The following is an 18,079-nucleotide window of genomic DNA, read 5'->3' on the forward strand; positions in this document are numbered from 1 at the left end:
GTGGCCGCGGCCCTGCTGGCGAACACCCTGTACAGCCTCGGTTTCGTCCTGGAGAAACGGGCGCTCAGCTCACTCCCGGAGGTGACCGTCCGGCAACCCGCCCGGCTGCTGCGGCTGGTGATCGGCAGCCCGCTGTGGATCGGCGGCTCGCTCTCCCTGGCCGCCGGGTTCGGGGCGCAGCTCGTGGTCTACCGCACCCTGCCGATCGCCGCCGCGCAGGGCATCTTCGTCTCCGGGCTCGTCCTCCTCGTGCTGCTCTCCGCGCGGCTGCTGGGCGAGGAGACCAGCGGGCGGGAGCGGTACGCGCTCGCGGCGATCCTCGCCGCGCTGCTCATGGTCGTGCTGTCGCTGCGCGAGGGCTCGGAGAGCGTGAGCCAGGGCGCCCCGTATCCGCTGATCCTGCTGGTGTGCGTGCCGTCGCTGGCGGCCGGCGTGTGGCTGTACAACTCCGCCGAGCGCAGGACCCGGCACCGGCACCGGCTGCCGACGACCGGCGTCGAGTACGGCGTGGCGGTGGGGCTGCTCTACGGGGTGAGCTCGCTGGCCATCAAGGGGGTGTCGAGCTATCTGACGACGAGCGGGCTCGGCGGCGCGCTGCTGGATCTGCTCCGTTCCCCGTACCCGTATCTCCTCCTCTTCACCGGCGCGTTCGGGCTGGTCATGTCGCAGGCGGCGCTGCAACGCTGCCGGGCCTCGCTGATCGTGCCGGTGTGCACGACGGTGACCTGCCTCTACACGGCCGTGCTCGGCACGCTGTCGTTCGGCGAGGCGCTGCCCGAGGACCCGCTGCGGCTGGCGCTGCGGGTCGCGGGTACGGCGCTCGCCGTCGCCGTACTGCTGTCGATGCCGCGCCACGACCGCCGTCCCGCACCCGCTTCTCCTCAACCCCCCATCGGTGCCAAGGAGTTGACACCACCATGAAACCCGACGACCCACTGCTCCGGATCCTGGCGTGCCCGCTCGACAAGGGCCCGCTGCACCTCGTCGCACCGGATGCCCCCGCCGAGGCGGAAGGGGCGGCCGAGGCGCTGTACAACCCGCGCCTGCACCGTCGTTACCCGATCGTCGACGGCATCCCGCAGCTGCTGCCGGCCTCCGGTGAGCAGGTCTCCGACGACGAACACGAGGAACTCCTCAAACGGATGGCCCCATGACCCTGGCCGCGCACATCGCCCCGCTCCTGCCCACCCGCCTGGTCGCCGCCGTCGCCCGGGCCGTGTACCCGCGCTTCGAACCGGAGCTGGCCCGGCTGGCCGAGCTGTGCCCCGCGGGGTGCGGGACGGCCGTGGACGTCGGCGGCTGGTACGGCCCGTGGACGCGGCGGCTGTCGAGACGGGCACGCCGGGTGGTGACCGTGGAGCCGGTCCCGCATCTGGCGCGGCTCCTGGCGGCGACGGCCCCGCCCAACGTCCGGATCGTGCAGGCCGCGGCGGCCGAGCGCCCCGGCGCGGCCCGGCTCTGGCTGCCGCCGCACGACGCGGGCGACCGGGGTGTGTCCTCCCTGGTCCGCCGGGACATCCACGCCACGGCACTGCCGGTCAGCTGTGTCACCCTCGACGAACTCGGCCTCAAGGACGTCGGGTTCGTCAAGGTCGACGTGGACGGCAGCGAGCTCGCGGTGCTGCGCGGCGCGACCGGCGTCCTGGCGCGCGACCGGCCCGCCCTGTTCATCGAGCTGGAGTCCCGCATCCAGCCGATCGGCCCGGTGGTGACGTATCTGTCGCTGCTCGGCTACGACGGCTGGGTGCTGCCCGGCCGCGACTGGGTGCCCCTGAGCCGCTTCCCGCTGGAGGACCACCAGGCGGAGACCTCGTACGTCGTCACCCAGGGCCTGCTGCGCCGGGTCCTGCCCTTCCGGCGGCCGCGGTACGTCAATTCGGTCCTCTTTCTCCCCGACGGCCGCCGCCCGATCGGCGACGATGGGTCGCATGCCCTCCGGAAAGCACCCCGCTAGCGGCGGACCGAACCGCGCCGGCCCTTTCACCCCGCACGACTTCCAGCTGGTGCTGCTGCGCCGCATGGCCGACCACAATCCGGACCTGGTGGACGACGCCCGTCGTCAACTGGGCGTCTCCCTCGCCGAGATGCGCGAGGCGAACAAGCGGTGGCAGGCGATGGTCCGCTCCCCGCGGGCGCGCGGGGCCGCATCCCGGTACCGGTCGGTGCTGGGCGCGCCCGAGTCCGTCGTCACCCGCAAGGTCGGCGACCTGGAGTGCGAGGCCGGGCTGTGGCCGGTCCCGCTCTGGCCCGACCTGCGCTTCGAGGTGCTGCTCGCCCCGAACGGCACGGTGTGGAACGAATGGCTGGTCCGCGCCCCCGACGCCGGGGCCCCGACGCTGCGCACCCTCGCCGACCTCACCCCCTGGTCCTGCACGGTCGACGAGGCGGCCCGCGCCTTCGCCCCCGCCCGGCCCCTGGAGGGCACGGCCCCAACCCGATGGGGGCTGGCGTTCACCGCCCCGGACGGGGAGGGCGTGCGGCGGGAGGTGGTGGCCGAGTTCACGTGGGGGCTGCTGCAGCGGGTGGCGGTCCGGTAGTCGGGGGCGGCCTGAAACTGGGCACGGCCGGTCAGGGCGGTCAGGACCGGGGCAGGGCTGCTCAGGCCGGTCAGAACGGGGGCAGCGCGCCGGAGATGATGTCGCCGACCTCCTGGCGCAGGCGCGCCGCCTCCTGGTGCCGGCCGAGCGCGTCCAGGCGGATGGACAGGGTGTTGACGCTGCGGGCCAAGGCCCGGCGGTACTTGTCCGGTTCGGCGGCGAAGAGCTGGCGGTAGAGCACGACCGCCTGGCGGGCCGCGTCCAGCGCTCTCGGTCTGCCCTCGCCGAGCTGGTCCAGGGCTCCGGACCACATCTCCAGTGAGTCCGCCAGGTCGGCGCGGTGCAGGCCCCTCTGCTCGGCCTCCAGCTCGCGGTAGTGGCTCACCGCGTCGGACGCCGCCGACACCGCCTCGGCGGGCCGGCCGAGGGCGCCCAGCCAGAGGGAGAGGTTGCGCTGGGTGCGGGCGAGGGGCCGGCGGAGGTCGACGGCGCCCCCGGCGACGAGTTCCCGGTAGATCGAGACGGCTTCGCGGGCGGGGACCATCGCGCGGTCGATGTGGCCCAGGTCCGCGAGGCTGACGGCGAGGCAGTTGAGGCTCTCCGCGTACTTCGGGCGGTGGGCCTCGGGGTGCCGCGCGGCCAGTTCCCGTCGCAGCCTCATGCACTCGGTCATCGTGGTGTGTGCCGTGGCCGTGTGCCCGAGGTGACGCTCCCAGTACCAGCGCACGTGCAGGCTGCGGGCCAGGTCGGCGCGGGCGTCCGGGTCCGACTCGGCCTGCGCCCGCCGGATGACCTCCGCCTGGACCGCGACCGTCAGGGCGTGCTGCGGAAGGCCGACCTCGCCGTAGCGGTTGGCGAGGCTGCCGAGGCAGACCGCCAGGGCCGAACGGTGCTCCTCCGGATCGTCGACGGTGAGCCGGCCGAACAGGTCCGCCGCCTCGACGGCCGCGTCCAGGGCCTCCTGGTGCAGGCCGGCGCCCCGCAGCACGAGGGACCACAGGTGCAGGCTCTCGGCCAGCCGGGGTCGCTGGTCCGGCCGGGTGTCGGCGAGGCGGCGGCGCAGGGCCACCGCCTCCTCGGCGAACGGCCGCGCCTCCGCCCATCGGTAGGCCTCGGCGAGCCGGCCGGCGAGGCCGTACAGCGCGGATCCCAGGGCCGGCCATGCGCTGTCGGGCCGCTGCTCGGTGAGCGGCCGGAGCAGGTCGATCGCGTGCTGGTGCGCGGCGGTGGCGTCGGCCCGGCGACCCACCGCCGCGAATCGTTCCGCCAGGTCGTCCAGGGCTACGGCGGCCTCGACGCCCCGGTCCGGGCCCAGCAGCAGCATGTTGGACACGGCGCGCTCGCGGTCCTCGGGCGAGCCGGCGCTGTCCCTGATCACCTCGCCGAGGAACGCGGCGGCCTCCTGCGCGTAGGCCTCCCCGAAGTCGGCGGGGTTCAGGTCGTCCGGGAAGTCCCGCAGGGCGTACCGGGGGTTGGCCAGCAGCTCGCGCGGCACGCCCGCGGCGAAGTTCCGCGGTGTCGACGGGTACTCCCCCGGCCAGTCCAGGGCGACGGCCCGCATGAGTTCACCGCCGGTGATGAACCGGTCCCGGGGCGACCAGCCCCACCCCTGGGGCCCGGCGTCCGGACCGCGCCGCAGCAGCCGTATCAGCCAGGAGCCGAACAGCCTGTCCCACCCGGTGTCATGGGGCACGAGCACGGAGATCTGGCCCGTCCAGCTCGCCGTTCTCAGCTCCATGGACAGCGGCGGATAGCCCCAGTCGTCGCCGCTGCCCGGCGGCCGTACGGTGTCGAGCAGGACGAGTACCTGGTCGGCGCCCGAGGCGGTGGCGAGGTGGAAGAGGGACTCGCCGCCCAGGACGGTGTCCGGTCGGCCGGGATCGCTGTCGCGGAAGGCGAGTCGGGGTCCGCCCGGGCCGGAGAGGGCGTACCCGCGGACGTACACCACCAGTGGCCCGTCGTGCCGCCGCGCCGTGAGCTGTGCGAGCCGCTCGGTGACGGCCGCGAGGGAGGGGTCGGCCAGGTACTCCTTGGCGTAGGTGTCGCCGAACGCGGCCCCCACCTCGCGGCACAGGTCCGTCGAGGTGTCGAGCGGCGGCAGCAGTTCGTGGTCGTACCGGGCCACCGATATCCCGAGGAACCGTCCCGCCGGCCCCGCGTCGCGCACCGGCTCGGTCCGCTCCGGCAGCCGGTACACATGGCCGCGCGCGCTGCGCAGCAGGACCGGTCCGGGACCGACAGGGACGCGGAGCTGCCAGGCCACCGGAACGGACAGGTCCTCGTCCTGCTCGCGCGGGCCGCCGGCCAGCAGGGTCAGCACACGCGGTGCCGTGTCGGGCACGGGGAGGGCGTAGCTGCCCGGCGGCACCTCGGCGGCGGCCTCGGGGTCGACCGGCCGCCCGTCGATCTCCAGCTCGTCGCCGTCCCGGCGCACGGTGATCAGGATGTCGTCGAGGACGCGGGCGAGGTCGCCGAGCCGCCGGGCGGGCAGCGGGGCCCGTTCCACGCCGAACGGGAAGCGCCGGGCCGGGAAGCGGGGGCGGGCGGTCTGGGCGAGCTGCCAGCCCGTGGGCGAGTCCCGGACCGCCTGCGGCAGCCGGTCCCAGGCCGAGGCCAGCCACTGCCTCAGGCCGTCCCGGTTCTGCTGGGTGATCGCCATGAGCGCCGGGGCCAGGGCGTCGTCGATCTCACCGCGCCGTCCGGTCACGGCGAGCCAGGTGACCTGTTCCTCCAGCAGGAGGGCCGGGGAGAGGTCGGCGTGTACGTGGCGGATGACGCGCCAGAGGGAGTGGACCGGGGCGTCCGGCCGCTGCTGCCGCAGCCATCGCGCCAGGCGGCGTTGCAGCCGGTGGCGTTCACCGGTGTCGAAGACGAGGCCGGTGGGCCCCTGGGACCGGACGAGTCCGCTGAACCACAGGTCGGACTCGGTCTCCACGCCGAGCCGCGGGAACAGCTCCAACCGCACCGCCCGGATCAGTTCGGGCTCCACGCGCACCGCCACGCTGAGCGCGGTCGCCAGCTTCTCGACCGCGTCGACGGCCTGTCGGTCGCGTGTCACGGTCACCGCCGGCGCCCCACCAGCGCGGCGACCGTGCTCACCGTCGTGGTCCGGTCCCAGGTGAGGGCGGACAGCAGCGGGGTCAGCTCCGCGGGCACCCGGGTGACCGGGTAGGGCACCAGCGCCAGGACCGTGCACCCGGCCCGGACGATCTCGTGGAACACCTGGTACCACTCGGCGACCGAGGCGCGCCGCGGATGCAGGACGGGCCCGCCGACACCGAGGTCGGAGACGACCAGGACGCGGGTTCCCGGACTGGGCGGCCGGTACGGCTGCCAGGTGCGCGGGGAGGCCGGGCCCGTGCCCCGGTTCGGCGCGTCGGCGAAGTAACGGATCTGGGTGAGCTCGGCGCCGACCAGACCGGTGATCCGGCGGGCGAGTTCCTGCTGGTCGCGCCGGTACGGCTGCATGCCGTCGCCCCGGTCGACCAGGACCTGCACGCCGAAGCGGAGCGTGGGGCGGGGTGCCCGCGGCAGTCGGGTGAGGGGGATGCCCCGGGCGAAGGCCTCGACCAGGGCGTCGATGTCCGGTTCGCCGTCGTCGCGGACCAGGGTGGTCAGGGCGGCGTTGAGGATCGCGGTGGAGGACCGCTCGGTGAGCAGCGGCTCCAGCGGTGGCCGGGCGGTGAGATGACGGTCGGTCACCTCGTCGAGGAAGGGCACGGTCGCCCAGTCGGTGGGGTCGGGGGCGTCGAAGTCGACGGGCTCCAGCACGGGCAGGCCGGCCGGGCGGGGCCGTCCCTCGTAGCGACCCGGGTCGAGGTGCGGTGGCGGTGGGTCGGGCGGGACGGCGGCCTCGCCGGGGAGGCGGGCGGGCGGGAGGAGCGGCGCGTCCTCGGCCTGCGGGACGTGCGCGGGCGGGCCGATCGCCGGGTCCGGCCGTGGTCCGGGCTGCGGTGGCTCGTGACCGAAGCCGAGCATCCGGGCGACCCGGTACTGCCGGACGGGGTCGGCGCCCACCGCGTCCAGGGCTCTGGCCAGGTCGGCCACCCAGATCTGGGGGACGTGTGCGCTCACGCCACGTTGTCCTGCTTCAGCAGCGCCATCCGGCGCAGCGTCCGCCAGCGTTCGTCACTGTCCTCGACCCGGATGCCCATCTTGCGGCAGGCGTGGAAGGCGTCCAGGAACTCGGCGGTGCTGGGCTTGCGGTGCGCCCTTCGCTCCGCGTCCGCGCGCAGCCCCTGCACCAGATCCGCCAGGTCCTGGGCGAGCAGCAGGTCGGCATCGGTGAAGGGGCCGTCGTAGGCGTCCACATGGGTGCGGGCGACCTCGACGAGCTCCTCGGGTTCGGGGTGTTCGAGCTTGACGACCAGACAGCGCCGCAGGAACGCCTCGGGCAGCTCGCGCTGCTCGTTGGTGGTGATCACCACGAGCGCCTTGGCGTCGTCCTCCGGTTCGATGTCCCGGCCGGTCTGGGAGAGGGTGAAGCGGCGCGAACCCAGCGGGACGAGCAGCCCGTTGGGCAGTTCGGGGTCCGCCTTGTCGATCTCGTCGATCAGTACGACGGACTGGGTGCACAGCTCGGTGGAGTCCGTCCTGACCGGCCGTCGTCCACGGGACCGGGGCAGACGGTGGGAACGGGCGCGATGGGTGTGGGCGCGGGCGCAGCGCGGCGCGAACGCCTTCCACAGCACACCGGGTTCCACATACGCGTCGATGGGCTTGAGCCGCTGTGCCTGCGCGTCGGCCAGCCTCAGCACATGGTCGAAGGACCACAGCAGATCCGGTGCCTGGGTGCGGGAGGTCACCACGTGCTCGTGGTACGCCCAGTTGTTCAGCCAGGCGACATGCGCCGCGAACGACGACTTGCCGGAGCCCGGATCGCCCCGCAGCAGCAGCGGCCGCCCGGTGGCGAGGGCGACGTCGACGGCCAGGTCGAGGTCGCCGCGGACGACGTAGGCACGGCCGTCGGGGCGGTCGGGGGCGTTGCGCGTGGTGGGTTGCGGCGGGGTCGGCTCGGGGATCACCGCGCCTGGTCCTTTCCGTGGCCGTTGTGGTGGGCGCGTATGTCGTCCAGTTCCCGGCTGGTGCGCTTCACCTGGCTCTCGACACCGGGTTGCAGCGGGATGTGCAGGGTGGGGCCGGCCTGGGCGCCCAGATCCGCGGGATCGTCCCGGTCCGTGAGGACGATGATGTTGAGCCAGGAGAATCGCCCGATCAGGGTGCGCACGAGTTCCCCGACGACGCCGAGTTCGGTCCCGGCGGGGTCGATGACGAGGAAGAGCACATGGCCCTTGCGGGGCAGGTCGTTCTCGTCGTCCGACCTCAGGAGAGCGCGCACGCCTGCCAGGCAGGCCTCCATGTGCTCGGTGGCCTGTGCCTCGCCGGCCACCAACGGGACCGCCTCGCTGCGGTAGGCGCCCGAGAAGTACGACGCCCGGTGGATGTGCTGCCTGGCCATGTCGGTCCAGGTGCCGGCCAGGGTGGCGACCACCTGGCCGGCACCAGGCAGCAGCAGTCGTACCGCCACGGGATCGATCCAGGTGGGCAGCAGCAGGCTGATGAGTCTGTCGAGCCGGTCCAGTGCGAGAAAGAACTCGACCTCGGTCACGGCCAGCGGCACGTTGTCAGTGGGTACCGGTGCCAGGCAGTGGTGTGCGATACGGCGGCGCTCCTCCGAAGCGGTGGGAAACCGCCAGTCCCCCTCGGAGCCGAGCGCCTGGGCCATGGCCCTCAGCCTGAACCGGTCGGTCACCCCGTCCAGACAGTGCTCCATCTTGGTGGTCATGGAGCGCTTCGCCGGGGTGTCCGCGCACACGCCCAGGTCCCCCAGGCGGTCCACGATCAGGGAGACGAGGTCCTCGCCGGCCATGTCCTCCTGAAGGATGCACTGAAGATCGGCGAGCCGGGATATCTCCGAGCGCCGCAGCTCCCGCGTGGTGAGCCCCTTCAGCAGCACAGGCACGATGGTGAGGGGCGACCCCACCGACCGCCGGTACCAGAGGATCTCGACCTCACGCCTGAGCCAGGACGACTCCAGCCCGTCCCTGGTCACCAGGACCACGGCCGCGTCGCAGTCCGTGAGCCACTCGTACAGATCCGAGCGCCAGTCCGTGCCGGCCGACAGGTTGTCGTCCACCAGGACCTGCCAGCCGAAGTCCGGCAACCGTTTGATGAGTTCGGCCCGTACCGAATCGGCGTTCGCCTGATCCTCTTCGGTCTCCGCCGAGCTGTGACTGATGAAGGTGATCGCCATCGACCACTGACCGTCCTGTTGCACGTGCCCAGTAGGGACTCAGCCGCCCCTGTAGGACGGAGAGGTTGACAGGTGATCGGGACATAGGTCAACTCGGACATACGTCAACTCGACGCTATGTCGACGAATTGACGGTTGTTCATGTTGTGCTCGGGTGTGGTCGGGCCGTCTCCCGGAAAGCCTCACGGGAGCAGCGGACCACCGGTCGACGCGGACAGGGGGCAGCGGGGGATGGTGTCGTCCGACAGGGCACGCCCGGTCGTCGCGATCGTCGGCAGCCTCGAGCCCGGCCGCCCGTACACGCCGGAGCTGAGACGGCCCGACGCGGCCCCGGCCGCATGCCGCGAACTGGGCCGCCAACTGGCCGCGGCCGGCTACGACCTGGCGGTGTTCTCGGCGAAACCCAAGTACGTCGAGTACGACGTCGTCCAGGGCTACGCGCGGGAGGCCGACGGCGCGGGCACGGTGTTCCTGCATGTGCCCCGGCACCGCGACCACGACTTCGGGCTGCCGGAGGGCAGTGCGGCGGAGGTGCGCCTGGTGCGCGACACCGGGCCGGAGTGGGAGGTCTCCTTCTACCGGACGCTGCTGTCCTGCGACGCGGCGCTGCTCGTCGGCGGCGCCCAGTCGACCCGGGTGGCCGGGGTCATCGCCCTGTCACAGCGCATCCCGCTGCTCCCGGTCGCCGCGTTCGGGGGCGGGGCGAGCCAGGTGTGGGCCAACCTGGACAAGGTCCGCAACGACACCACCGACGACGACATCGTCCTGCTCGGCCAGGACTGGCGGGCCGACTCCGCGCGCCGGCTCGTCCAGTGCCTGGACCGGCAGCGACTGCGCCGTGCGGAGTGGCAGCGCCAGGGCGACCGGAGCGCACGCCGCTCCCTGCTCTCCGCCGGTCTGGGCACGGCCGTGGCCCTGCTGTTGCTGGTGTGCTCCCTGCTGGGCTTCGTCCTCGCCGGCGAGCCCGGCCCGGCGACCGGCCGCCGGCTCGCGGTGCTGGTGGTGACGCCGCTGCTGGCGGCGATGGCCGGCGCCGTGATCCGCAGCTCCTTCGAGACCGCCGACCAGTGGCCCAGGGCCGCGGTACGGGGCCTGGGGGCCGGGGTCGTCTCCGTCCTGCTCTACGTGGCGTCCCAGCTGCTCACGGTGCCGTCCCTGCTCGACGAGCTGGACGTGCGCAGGCTCCTGTTCTTCACCCTGCCGCTGGGCTTCAGCGCCGGTTTCACCTTCGACCTCGTCTTCGAACGCCTGCGCTCGGGGGCGGCCCCGGATCCCCCCGCCCTGCCCGGCGGGCCTCCCCCAGGACCGGGCCCGACCGACCGCTCCTACTGAACCGCGGCCGCCACGATCGCCTCCACCACCCGCGGCACCGACCCGGCATGCAGCGACAGGAACAGGTTCGGCTCGACGAGCTCCAGCTCCATGACCCGCGGCTCGCCGCCGTTCCCACCGTCCCCGTCGTTCCCACCGTCCCCGTCCTCCCCGTCTACGAGGTCCACGCGCGCGTACAGCAGCTCGGCGGCCTCCGGTACGACGGCCAGGGCGCGCTCGGCGACGGCGAGTTCGGCCGGGGTCGGGGTCCAGGGTTCGAGGCCGGGATGCGCGACCTTCCGCTCGTCGTACGGCGTCCCGAGGCTGAGGACGGCACCCTTGCGGCTGGCGTGCAGCAGGCGCCCGCCGAAGAACTGCAGGGCCCTCTCCCCGCTGACGTCGATGCCCTTCACATAGGGCTGCACCATCGCCGTGAACCCCTCCGCGTGCATGCGCGCGAGCTGCCGTACGGCCGTGTCGTGCTCGTCGGGCGTGTACCGGGCGGCGAACCGGGCGCCCGCGCCGGAGGTGGGCTTGACGACGTACTCGTGGTCGGCCGGGAGATCGGCGGCGGCCGGGGTGTCGCCGGGCGCGAAGTACCGGGTCGGCACGGTGGGCACCCCGGCCGCGGCGAGGTCGCCGAGGTAGCGCTTGTCGGCGTTCCAGCGCACCACCTCGGCCGGGTTGGCGAGCCGCGTGACCTTGCCGCACCGCTCCGCCCACGCCAGGAACTCCGCCGCCCGCCAGCTGTAGTCCCAGGTGGAGCGGAGGACGGCGAGGTCGTAGCCGCCCCAGTCGACGGCGTCGTCGTCCCAGTACACGGAGTCCGCCTCGGCCCCGGCGTCCCGCAGCGCCCGGACCAGCACCGGGAGGTCGCGGTCGACGCTGATCTCGGGGCCGGGGCGGCAGGTGACGAGGGCTATGCGGGGCACGGCGGGTTCCTCCATCGGTGACGGTTGAGCGCTTCGCAGGCTAACAAGCGCTTTCGGAACCGGGACAGGCCCCTTGACCTTCACCTTCGGTGAAGCCACAGCATCGGTGCGAGGAACCGGATGCGAGGACCGGAAGGGCTCGGGATGCGCGAGGACATACTGACGATCGGGGCCTTCGCGAAGGCCTGCCGGCTGTCGCCGAAGGCGCTGCGGCTGTACGACGAGCTGGACCTCCTGCGCCCCAGCCGGGTCGACCCGGACACCGGGTACCGGTACTACGCCGTCGAACAGCTGGAGCGGGCCCGCCTCGTGGCGTGGCTGCGCCGGCTCGGCATGCCGCTGGCCCGCATCCGTCAGGTGTGCGCGCTGCCACCGGCCGACGCCGCCCGCGAGATCCGTGCCTACTGGGCGCAGGTCGAGGCGGAGACGGCGGCGCGGCGCGATCTCGCCGGGTTCCTCGTCGGACAACTGCTCGCAGAACCGAGGAAGGACACCACCATGCTGGAACTCCGCTACTCCGCCCACTCGGACCGGGGCCGCGTCCGCCCCGCCAACCAGGACACCGCCTACGCGGGCACCCGGCTGCTCGCGGTGGCCGACGGCTACGGACCTGCGGGCGCGCCCGTGAGCGGCGCGGCGGTGGAAGCGCTGCGCTTCCTGGACACGGACGAGCTCCCGGCGGGCAACGTCCTGAACCTGCTGAAGGAGGCGGTACAGGGCGCAACGGAGGCGGTCCGGGACGCGGCGGACGGTGCCGACGCCGGCTCCGGCTCAGGCTCCGCGCAGGACGCCGGCACGACGCTGACGGCGCTGCTGTGGACGGGCTCCCGGCTGGCCCTGGTGCACATCGGCGACTCCCGCGCCTATCTGCTCCGCGACGGCGCCCTGTTCCGCATCACCGACGACCACACGGTGGTCCAGTCGCTGATCGACGAGGGCCGCCTGACCCCGGAGGAGGCGACGACCCACCCCCAGCGCATGCTGCTCCTCAAGTCCCTCTCCCCGACCACCCCCGCGACCCCGGACCTCCGCCTCCACGACACCGAGCCCGGCGACCGCTACCTCCTGTGCTCCGACGGCCTCTCCCGAGTCGTCCCCGACGCCGCCATCCGCCGCCTCCTCGCCTCCACCCGGGCCCCGGACGCCGCCGTCCACGCCCTGATCGCCGCGGCGAACGAGGCGGGCGGGTCGGACAACGTCAGCTGTGTGGTGGCGGACGTGGTGGAGGAGGCGGCCTGACAGGGGCATCCGTACGGCAGGATCGACCCCATGTCGATCTCCGGAACGGACGCGTACGACAAGGCACTTCACCTCCCCCCGCTCGTCGAGCGAGCCCTCGCCGCGGCCCGCGCCCATGGCTTCCCCTACTCCTGCCGCCCGGAACAGGGCCGCCTGCTGCACGCCCTGGCGAGCGGTGCCGACACCCTGATCGGGGAGACGGGCACGGGCTGCGGGCTGGGGCTGGCCTGGCTCGCGGAGGGGGCCCGGCCGGGCGTACGGCTCGTCAGCGTGGAGCGGGATCCGGAGCGGGCCCGTGTCGCCGCCGAGGTGTTCGCCGACCGGCCCGAGGTGGAGGTGCTGTGCGACGACTGGCGGCGGATCGAGGAGCGGGGGCCGTACGACCTGCTGGTCCTTGACGGCGGCGGCACGGCCAAGACCGAGGACGACTCCCCCGCCGATCCGGCCCGGCTCCTGGCACCGGCCGGCCGCATCGTGATCGACGACTTCACCCCCGCCACCGACTGGCCGCCGCTGCACGAGGGCGCCGTGGACCGGGCCCGGCTGTACTGGCTGCGCCACTCCGCGCTGAAGACGGTCGAGATCCCGATCGCCGAGGACCTCGCCACGCTGGTGGGCACCAGGCGCCGGCTCGCCGGGACCGAGACCGCGTGGCAGGGGTTCGAGCAGGGGCAGATCGTGCGTGGGGTCGTCAGCCGCATCGAGAGCTTCGGAGTGTTCGTGGACCTCGACGGCACCGAGGGCTTCATCACCGCCCCCGAACTCTCCCGGCACCACTTCGACTCCTTCGACGAGGTGGTCCACGGCGGCCAGGAGATCACGGCCGAGGTCCTCGCCTTCGAGCTGTTCCGGCCCCAGGTACGGCTGTCGCTCGCGGCCCTCGCCCCGGACCCGCTGGCGGAGTTCGCGCGGAACGCAGGGGTGGGCCGGGTCGTCCGCGGCCCCGTGACCAAGGTGGCCCCGTTCGGCGTGTTCGTACGCGTCGCCGAGGGCGTCGAAGGGCTGGTACACCGCGACACCCTCACCGACCGGGCCGCCCTCGACGTCGGCGACGAACTGTCCGTCGAGGTCACCGACATCAACCTCGTACGCCGCCGGGTTGTGCTGACGCCGCTGCCCTGACCTTGGGGGGGGCGGGGCAGCGGCGAATCAGGGTTCCCGAACCGGGTTACCGCACCGCAGGCTCAACCTCCCGCAGCGGCTGCGGCCCCGGCTCCGGCCCCGGCTCCGGATAGAACTCCCGAGGCCGCCCCCTCTTGTCCCGCAACCCCGCCAGCAAGCTCCCCGGATACTCCACCGCCCAGTAGCTCACCGTCGCCACCAGGACCCCGGCCGCGACCACGAACGCCGCCGCCAGCGGGAAGCCCGCCGGGGAGCGGGGCAGGGCGCCGGTGTCGTACAGGAGGAGCATCAGGGGCTCGTGCCAGATGTACAGGCTGTAGCTGACCAGGCCCACGCCCGTCAGCCATCCCGAGCGCAACAGGGCGTGCCAGCGGGGGCGGGCCGTCGTGCGGACGTGGAGGGTGGCGTAGAGCAGGGCGAACCAGAGGAGGGCGGCCAGGGGGTGGTAGTAGGTGTGCCAGGGGTTTTCCGCTTCGGAGTGATACGACAACGCGTAGAGGCCTGCCGCCGCGGTCACCGCCATCGCCGTGGCCCGGCGCGCGCCGATCCGGCCCCGCTCGCCCAGCGCCACCAGCAGCACCGCCAGCAGCATCCCCGCCGCGAAACCGCCGAGGCGGGCCTGGGGGCCGAAGTACACGGGCCAGTTGGTGTGCGGGACGCCGAGGGCGTGGTGGGCGACGGCGATCCAGGCGAGGGGGGCGAGGTAGAGCGCCGCGCAGCCCGTCGCGCACAGGGCGACGCGGGCTCGGCGGGTGCGCAGGCGGCGGCAGGCGCGGATCGCCAGGGGGCCCACGACGACCAGGGTGAGGTAGAACGCGATCTCCAGGGAGAGCGACCAGGTCGGGCCCAGGGTGTAGAAGATGCGTTTCTGGTCGAAGACGTGCGTGAACGTGAGGTGTTCCAGCAGGTCGCGCCAGTCGCCGGGGAGGGACGGGTTGCGCAGGGACCAGACGAGGAGCACCGCGAGGAAGTAGAGCGGGAGGATCCTCGTGGCACGGCGGAAGAGGAAGTCCCTGCCCGGGCGGGTGCGGTCCTCGCCGTCGATCGCCGCCCGGGCGTAGGAGAGCGTCAGCAGGTACGCCGACATGACGAAGAACAGGTCGATGACCTCCAGGGAGATCAGCGCCCCGAGGTAGGGGTTGTCGACCGGCGGGTGGGCGCCCTGGGCGTCGTAGACGTAGTACTGCTGCCAGACGTGGAAGACGACCGTGCTGAGGGCGGCCAGGCCCCGGAAGCCCTGGAGTTCGACGCTGCGGGAGGCGCGGGCGCCGCGGGAGCCGCCGGCGCCGCTGGAGGGCTTCGGTGGCTGTGGTGCGGGGGTGCTCGTCACCGGCCGCCCACCGCCTTCGCTGCCGTCGCCGCCGCCGTCGCCGCCGCTCGTGGCGTCACCCGCCAACGCCGGTCCCCCAGCAGCTCCTTGAGGTGCGACTGGCGGGCCACGATGTTCTTGAAGTGGGTGTAGAAGACCGTCGAGATCAGCGCGTGGCGCCAGAACCAGCCGCGCCTGCGGCGCAGTTCGGGCAGGGCCAGCCGGCCCGCGAACGCCGTCTGCACGAAGCCCGCCGACAGCGTGAACGCGAAGGCGAGCAGGCAGGCGGGGGTGGCCCAGTCGATACGGTCCGCTCCTCCGGCCCGCAGGGCCGAGTGGAGGAGGATCGGGAGGATCTGGAGGGAGAGCCAGGGTTGGATCTCGCGCCAGCCCAACAGGACTACCAGTCCCGCCTTCTGACGGGGCGTGAAGGTTGGGTTGCGCAGTGCCTGTCCGAGGTGACGCAGGGACACCTGCAGCCAGCCCTGGGCCCAGCGGGAGCGCTGGTTCCACAGGGGTTTGAGCCGGGTGGGCGCCAGCTCCCGCGAGATCAGCGTCCGGTCGGTGGCGATGCGCGCGCCTTCCCGCAACGCGCGTAGCGTCGAGTCGATGTCCTCCGTCAGCATCGAGCCGTGCATCCGGGTACGGGCCAGCAGGTCGGTGCGCCAGAAGCCGTTGGAGCCGCCGAAGATGCCGAAGCCGTACAGGCGGGTCCGGCCCGGGTGGCTGACGGCGTAGATCGCCTCGAACTCGGCGGCCACCTGCCGGGCCACCCAGGAGCTGTCGCCGTTGCGGATCACGCAGTGGCCCTGGACGACGTCGTAGCCGTGGGACAGCCAGTCCCAGGCGTGACGGAAGGCGTCCGGCGCGGGGTGGTGGTCGGCGTCGAAGATACCGACGAACTCGCCGCGCACGCGGGTGACGGCGGCGTTGATGTTCTGCGCCTTGGAGGTGCTTCCGGGCACCGGGAGCAGCACCAACCGCCGGTCGCGGCGGGCGATTTCGCGCAGGGTGTCCTCGACGGGCAAGGCATGGGGCGTGTTGTAGGCGAGGACGATCTCCAGGTCGTTCGGGTAGTCCAGGCGCAGGAAGGACTCCACCGTGTCGACGATCGTCGCGGCCTCGTTCGGCAGGTACGCCGCGATCACCGCGCTCGCGGGCGGATACGGCTGCGCGGGCTCCGTGGGCCGGGTGGGCGCGTCGAGCGAGAAGAGGCATTCGAGGAGGATCAGCGAGGCGGACAGGACCAGTCCGGCCACGACGACCCAGTAGACCCCGGAGGCGATGTCCCAGCCCAGCGCCGCGTACGTCTGCTCGTACAGCGCGAACGGAACGCCCACGCCGATCAGCAGCGCGAGCAGCGGGGAGAGGGCCAGGAGAAGAGGGCGTACGACCTTTCTGGCGCGGCGGCGCGGCGCGGCGGCCGCTCTCATCCACGGCTCGTAGCGCACGGGCCGCAGGTCGCGGTGGCGCAGTGCCTCGGCGACGGCGTCGGCCGCCCTCTCGACCGCACGGCCGTCGGCTCCCGCTAGGGGGAGCCAGCCGACGGCCGGGGTCAGCCGTACGTTCTCGTCGGCGACGACGAACCGGGTGCCGGCCACCGTGGTGGCGAAGTCCTCCAGCGCCCGTCGGGCCGTCTCCTCGTCGACGCCGGGCATGAGGACGAGCAGCCGTCCTTCCTCGTCCCAGCCGAGCCGGTCGTTGCCGTCGCCGAGCCGCTCGGCGACACCGGCGAGGCGTTCGGCGACTTCGCGGCGCACCCGCGCCCCGAACCGTTCCTCCAGCGTGTCCGCCTCGGCCACGGCGACCACCGCGAGAACGCCGTCGCGGCGTCCGGGGCGGCGCAGTTCGCGGTCGAGTTCGTCGCGGAAGTGGGGTGCGGAGTACAGGCCGGTGCGCGGGTCCAGGGCCAGCCGGTCGACGGGGACCGGGACCCGGTGCAGCTTGGCGGCGATCCGGGCCGACAGCTCGACGGGGTCGGCGGCCTCGGGCAGGCAGTCGTCGGCGCCGCTGCGCAACAGACGGGCGACACCGGCGGGTTCACGGTCGGCGGTGACCATGACGAGGGGCAGGACCTGGCTCTGGGGTGCCGTGCGTATCTCCCGTACGACCGCCACGGCCTGGTCGACACCGCCGTGGCCGTCGAGGGCGACGATCGCGTCGGGCGGGGTCCGCTGGACGCTGCGGCCGATGTCGCCGGGGACGGCGTGGGTGACCGCGTAGCCGGTGGATTCGAGGGTGCGGGTGAGCTTTTCGCGTCGGGGGCCGGGGGTGCCGACCGCGAGGACATGGCCTTGGGCCGGCCCGTCGGTGGCCGGTCCCTCAATCGCCGGTCCGGCGATCGGCGGCCCGTCGGTCGGCGGGCAGGCCTGAGTGTTCCGGGGCGCGGGTGCGCGCCTCAGTTCGGTGTGCATGTATGTGGGTCCAATCCTGTTCGGATGTGGGGGGAGGACCTTTTGTCGCTACCTAGCCTCACCAGGCGCAGTGACGCCACACCTGCGGCGGTGTAAAAGCCTGATTGCCTTTACGTGCCCACGCCAAGGAGATGAGGGGAATCGCGTGACCGAGTGTGAGAGCACCGGGCAGTGTGGAACCGACGGCTAGCGTTCCCCGTCAGGCTCCCAGTCGAGCAACCGCACCTTCGCGACCGTACGGACATGGCGGCGCATCGCGGCGGCCGCCCGACCGGGCCGGCCGGCCTCGATCGCGTCCAGGATGGCCTGGTGCTGGGCGAGGGAGCGGGCGGGGCGGTGGGGCTGGCGGAGGGATTCCGTGCGGCTCTCGGCGATCTGGTCGGCGATCGAGCGCATGAACTCGGCGAGGATGCTGCTGTGCGCGGCCGCGGTGACCGCCGCGTGGAAGAGGCGGTCGCCCTCCACGCCGTGGCGGTTCTCCTCGATCTCCTTCGCCATGTGCGCGAGCGCCGACCGCATCGCGGCGAGGTCCTCCTCCGTGCGGCGCTCGGCGGCCAGTTCGGCGAGTTTGGTCTCCAGTGCCTCGCGCGCCTCCAGGACGTCGGGGAGGCGTCGCCGGCGCTCGACCATCCGTTCCACCGGCTCCACGTCGAGGCTGTCCCGGACGAGATACGTGCCGCCCCCGTGCCGTACCTCCACCAGGCCCTGCACCTCCAGGACCACGATCGCCTGCTTCACGGACGCCCGGCTGACCCCCAGCCGGGCGGCCAGGTCGCGCTCGGTCGGGAGCCGGTCCCCGGCGCCGAGGCCGCCCTCGGCGACGTAGGCGCGCAGCCGGTCGAGCACCTGCTCGTAGAGGCGCTGCTTGGACATGGGGCGCAGGGCGTCGGTCACGGGGTCCCCCTCTCGCCGGGAGCGTAACACCGGGGTGCCGGGTGGCCGAGTGGCTCAGCCAATTCCTG

Annotated in this window: 15 protein-coding genes; 7 read left to right on the plus strand and 8 right to left on the minus strand. The window is 73.2% G+C overall.

Features of this window, described 5'->3' with window-relative positions; all coding sequences use genetic code 11:
- From ABD932_RS10300 to ABD932_RS10315, 4 genes are read left to right on the plus strand one after another with little or no spacing between them, the layout of a single operon-like run.
- Positions 1–921, plus strand: coding sequence for a hypothetical protein (locus tag ABD932_RS10300; RefSeq protein ID WP_345011481.1), 921 nt, complete (start codon positions 1–3; stop codon positions 919–921).
- Entirely contained in the window at positions 918–1,154 is a 237-nt protein-coding gene (locus ABD932_RS10305; RefSeq protein ID WP_345010936.1) for a Trm112 family protein, read from the plus strand. Before ABD932_RS10300 ends, ABD932_RS10305 begins: the two co-directional genes overlap by 4 nt.
- Entirely contained in the window at positions 1,151–1,954 is an 804-nt protein-coding gene (locus tag ABD932_RS10310) for an FkbM family methyltransferase (RefSeq protein ID WP_345010938.1), read from the plus strand. Before ABD932_RS10305 ends, ABD932_RS10310 begins: the two co-directional genes overlap by 4 nt.
- Positions 1,920–2,537 (plus strand): hypothetical protein, encoded by a 618-nt coding sequence (locus ABD932_RS10315; RefSeq protein ID WP_345010940.1) that lies wholly within the window; start codon positions 1,920–1,922, stop codon positions 2,535–2,537. The genes ABD932_RS10310 and ABD932_RS10315 overlap by 35 nt, the downstream gene beginning before the upstream one ends.
- 70 nt (positions 2,538–2,607) lie before the next feature.
- Here ABD932_RS10315 and ABD932_RS10320 read toward each other — a convergent pair whose 3' ends face one another.
- From ABD932_RS10320 to ABD932_RS10335, 4 genes are read right to left on the minus strand one after another with little or no spacing between them, the layout of a single operon-like run.
- Positions 2,608–5,601, minus strand: a complete 2,994-nt coding sequence (locus ABD932_RS10320; RefSeq protein ID WP_345010942.1) for a tetratricopeptide repeat protein — start codon at positions 5,599–5,601, stop codon at positions 2,608–2,610.
- Positions 5,598–6,611 carry a hypothetical protein gene (locus ABD932_RS10325; RefSeq protein ID WP_345010944.1) on the minus strand — a complete coding sequence of 338 codons (1,014 nt, stop codon included), beginning with the start codon at positions 6,609–6,611 and terminating at the stop codon, positions 5,598–5,600. The genes ABD932_RS10320 and ABD932_RS10325 overlap by 4 nt, the downstream gene beginning before the upstream one ends.
- A complete protein-coding gene (locus tag ABD932_RS10330; RefSeq protein ID WP_345010946.1) occupies positions 6,608–7,561 on the minus strand; it encodes an AAA family ATPase in 954 nt (317 codons plus the stop codon). Before ABD932_RS10330 ends, ABD932_RS10325 begins: the two co-directional genes overlap by 4 nt.
- Positions 7,558–8,814: a toll/interleukin-1 receptor domain-containing protein gene (locus tag ABD932_RS10335; protein WP_345010948.1), complete on the minus strand. Its 1,257-nt coding sequence runs from the start codon at positions 8,812–8,814 to the stop codon at positions 7,558–7,560. Before ABD932_RS10335 ends, ABD932_RS10330 begins: the two co-directional genes overlap by 4 nt.
- A gap of 207 nt (positions 8,815–9,021) precedes the next feature.
- On the opposite strand from ABD932_RS10335, the gene ABD932_RS10340 reads away from it, so the two are divergent.
- Entirely contained in the window at positions 9,022–10,122 is a 1,101-nt protein-coding gene (locus tag ABD932_RS10340) for a hypothetical protein (RefSeq protein WP_345010950.1), read from the plus strand.
- Here ABD932_RS10340 and ABD932_RS10345 read toward each other — a convergent pair.
- Complete coding sequence (locus ABD932_RS10345; protein ID WP_345010951.1) at positions 10,116–11,033, minus strand: ATP-grasp domain-containing protein; 918 nt, start codon at positions 11,031–11,033, stop codon at positions 10,116–10,118. The genes ABD932_RS10340 and ABD932_RS10345 overlap by 7 nt on opposite strands.
- A 144-nt stretch (positions 11,034–11,177) precedes the next feature.
- Here ABD932_RS10345 and ABD932_RS10350 point away from each other — a divergent pair, with 144 nt between their 5' ends.
- Together ABD932_RS10350 and ABD932_RS10355 are read left to right on the plus strand one after the other, a co-directional pair.
- The gene (locus ABD932_RS10350; protein ID WP_345010953.1) at positions 11,178–12,272 is read left to right on the plus strand and encodes a MerR family transcriptional regulator; all 1,095 of its coding nucleotides are present in this window, start codon (positions 11,178–11,180) and stop codon (positions 12,270–12,272) included.
- 30 nt (positions 12,273–12,302) lie between these two features.
- Positions 12,303–13,394, plus strand: a complete 1,092-nt coding sequence (locus ABD932_RS10355) for a S1 RNA-binding domain-containing protein (RefSeq protein WP_345010955.1) — start codon at positions 12,303–12,305, stop codon at positions 13,392–13,394.
- Between the two features lie 46 nt (positions 13,395–13,440).
- Here ABD932_RS10355 and ABD932_RS10360 read toward each other — a convergent pair whose 3' ends face one another.
- The 3 genes from ABD932_RS10360 to ABD932_RS10370 all read right to left on the minus strand — a co-directional run bounded on the left by ABD932_RS10360 (position 13,441) and on the right by ABD932_RS10370 (position 18,011).
- Positions 13,441–14,724: an acyltransferase family protein gene (locus tag ABD932_RS10360; protein WP_345010957.1), complete on the minus strand. Its 1,284-nt coding sequence runs from the start codon at positions 14,722–14,724 to the stop codon at positions 13,441–13,443.
- Positions 14,721–17,117: a glycosyltransferase gene (locus ABD932_RS10365; protein ID WP_345010959.1), complete on the minus strand. Its 2,397-nt coding sequence runs from the start codon at positions 17,115–17,117 to the stop codon at positions 14,721–14,723. Before ABD932_RS10365 ends, ABD932_RS10360 begins: the two co-directional genes overlap by 4 nt.
- A 186-nt stretch (positions 17,118–17,303) precedes the next feature.
- Positions 17,304–18,011: a FadR/GntR family transcriptional regulator gene (locus tag ABD932_RS10370; protein WP_345010961.1), complete on the minus strand. Its 708-nt coding sequence runs from the start codon at positions 18,009–18,011 to the stop codon at positions 17,304–17,306.
- Positions 18,012–18,079 lie beyond the last annotated feature (68 nt).

The organism is Streptomyces shaanxiensis (genome assembly GCF_039537145.1).
Taxonomy (GTDB): Bacteria; Actinomycetota; Actinomycetes; order Streptomycetales; family Streptomycetaceae; genus Streptomyces; species Streptomyces shaanxiensis.

Coding starts and splice junctions, on each gene's coding strand:
- ABD932_RS10305 (WP_345010936.1), top strand. CDS start 918: ATGAAACCCGACGACCCACTGCTCCGGATCCTGGCGTGCCCGCTCGAC.
- ABD932_RS10310 (WP_345010938.1), top strand. CDS start 1,151: ATGACCCTGGCCGCGCACATCGCCCCGCTCCTGCCCACCCGCCTGGTC.
- ABD932_RS10315 (WP_345010940.1), top strand. CDS start 1,920: ATGGGTCGCATGCCCTCCGGAAAGCACCCCGCTAGCGGCGGACCGAAC.
- ABD932_RS10340 (WP_345010950.1), top strand. CDS start 9,022: ATGGTGTCGTCCGACAGGGCACGCCCGGTCGTCGCGATCGTCGGCAGC.
- ABD932_RS10350 (WP_345010953.1), top strand. CDS start 11,178: ATGCGCGAGGACATACTGACGATCGGGGCCTTCGCGAAGGCCTGCCGG.
- ABD932_RS10355 (WP_345010955.1), top strand. CDS start 12,303: ATGTCGATCTCCGGAACGGACGCGTACGACAAGGCACTTCACCTCCCC.
- ABD932_RS10365 (WP_345010959.1), bottom strand. CDS start 17,117: ATGCACACCGAACTGAGGCGCGCACCCGCGCCCCGGAACACTCAGGCC.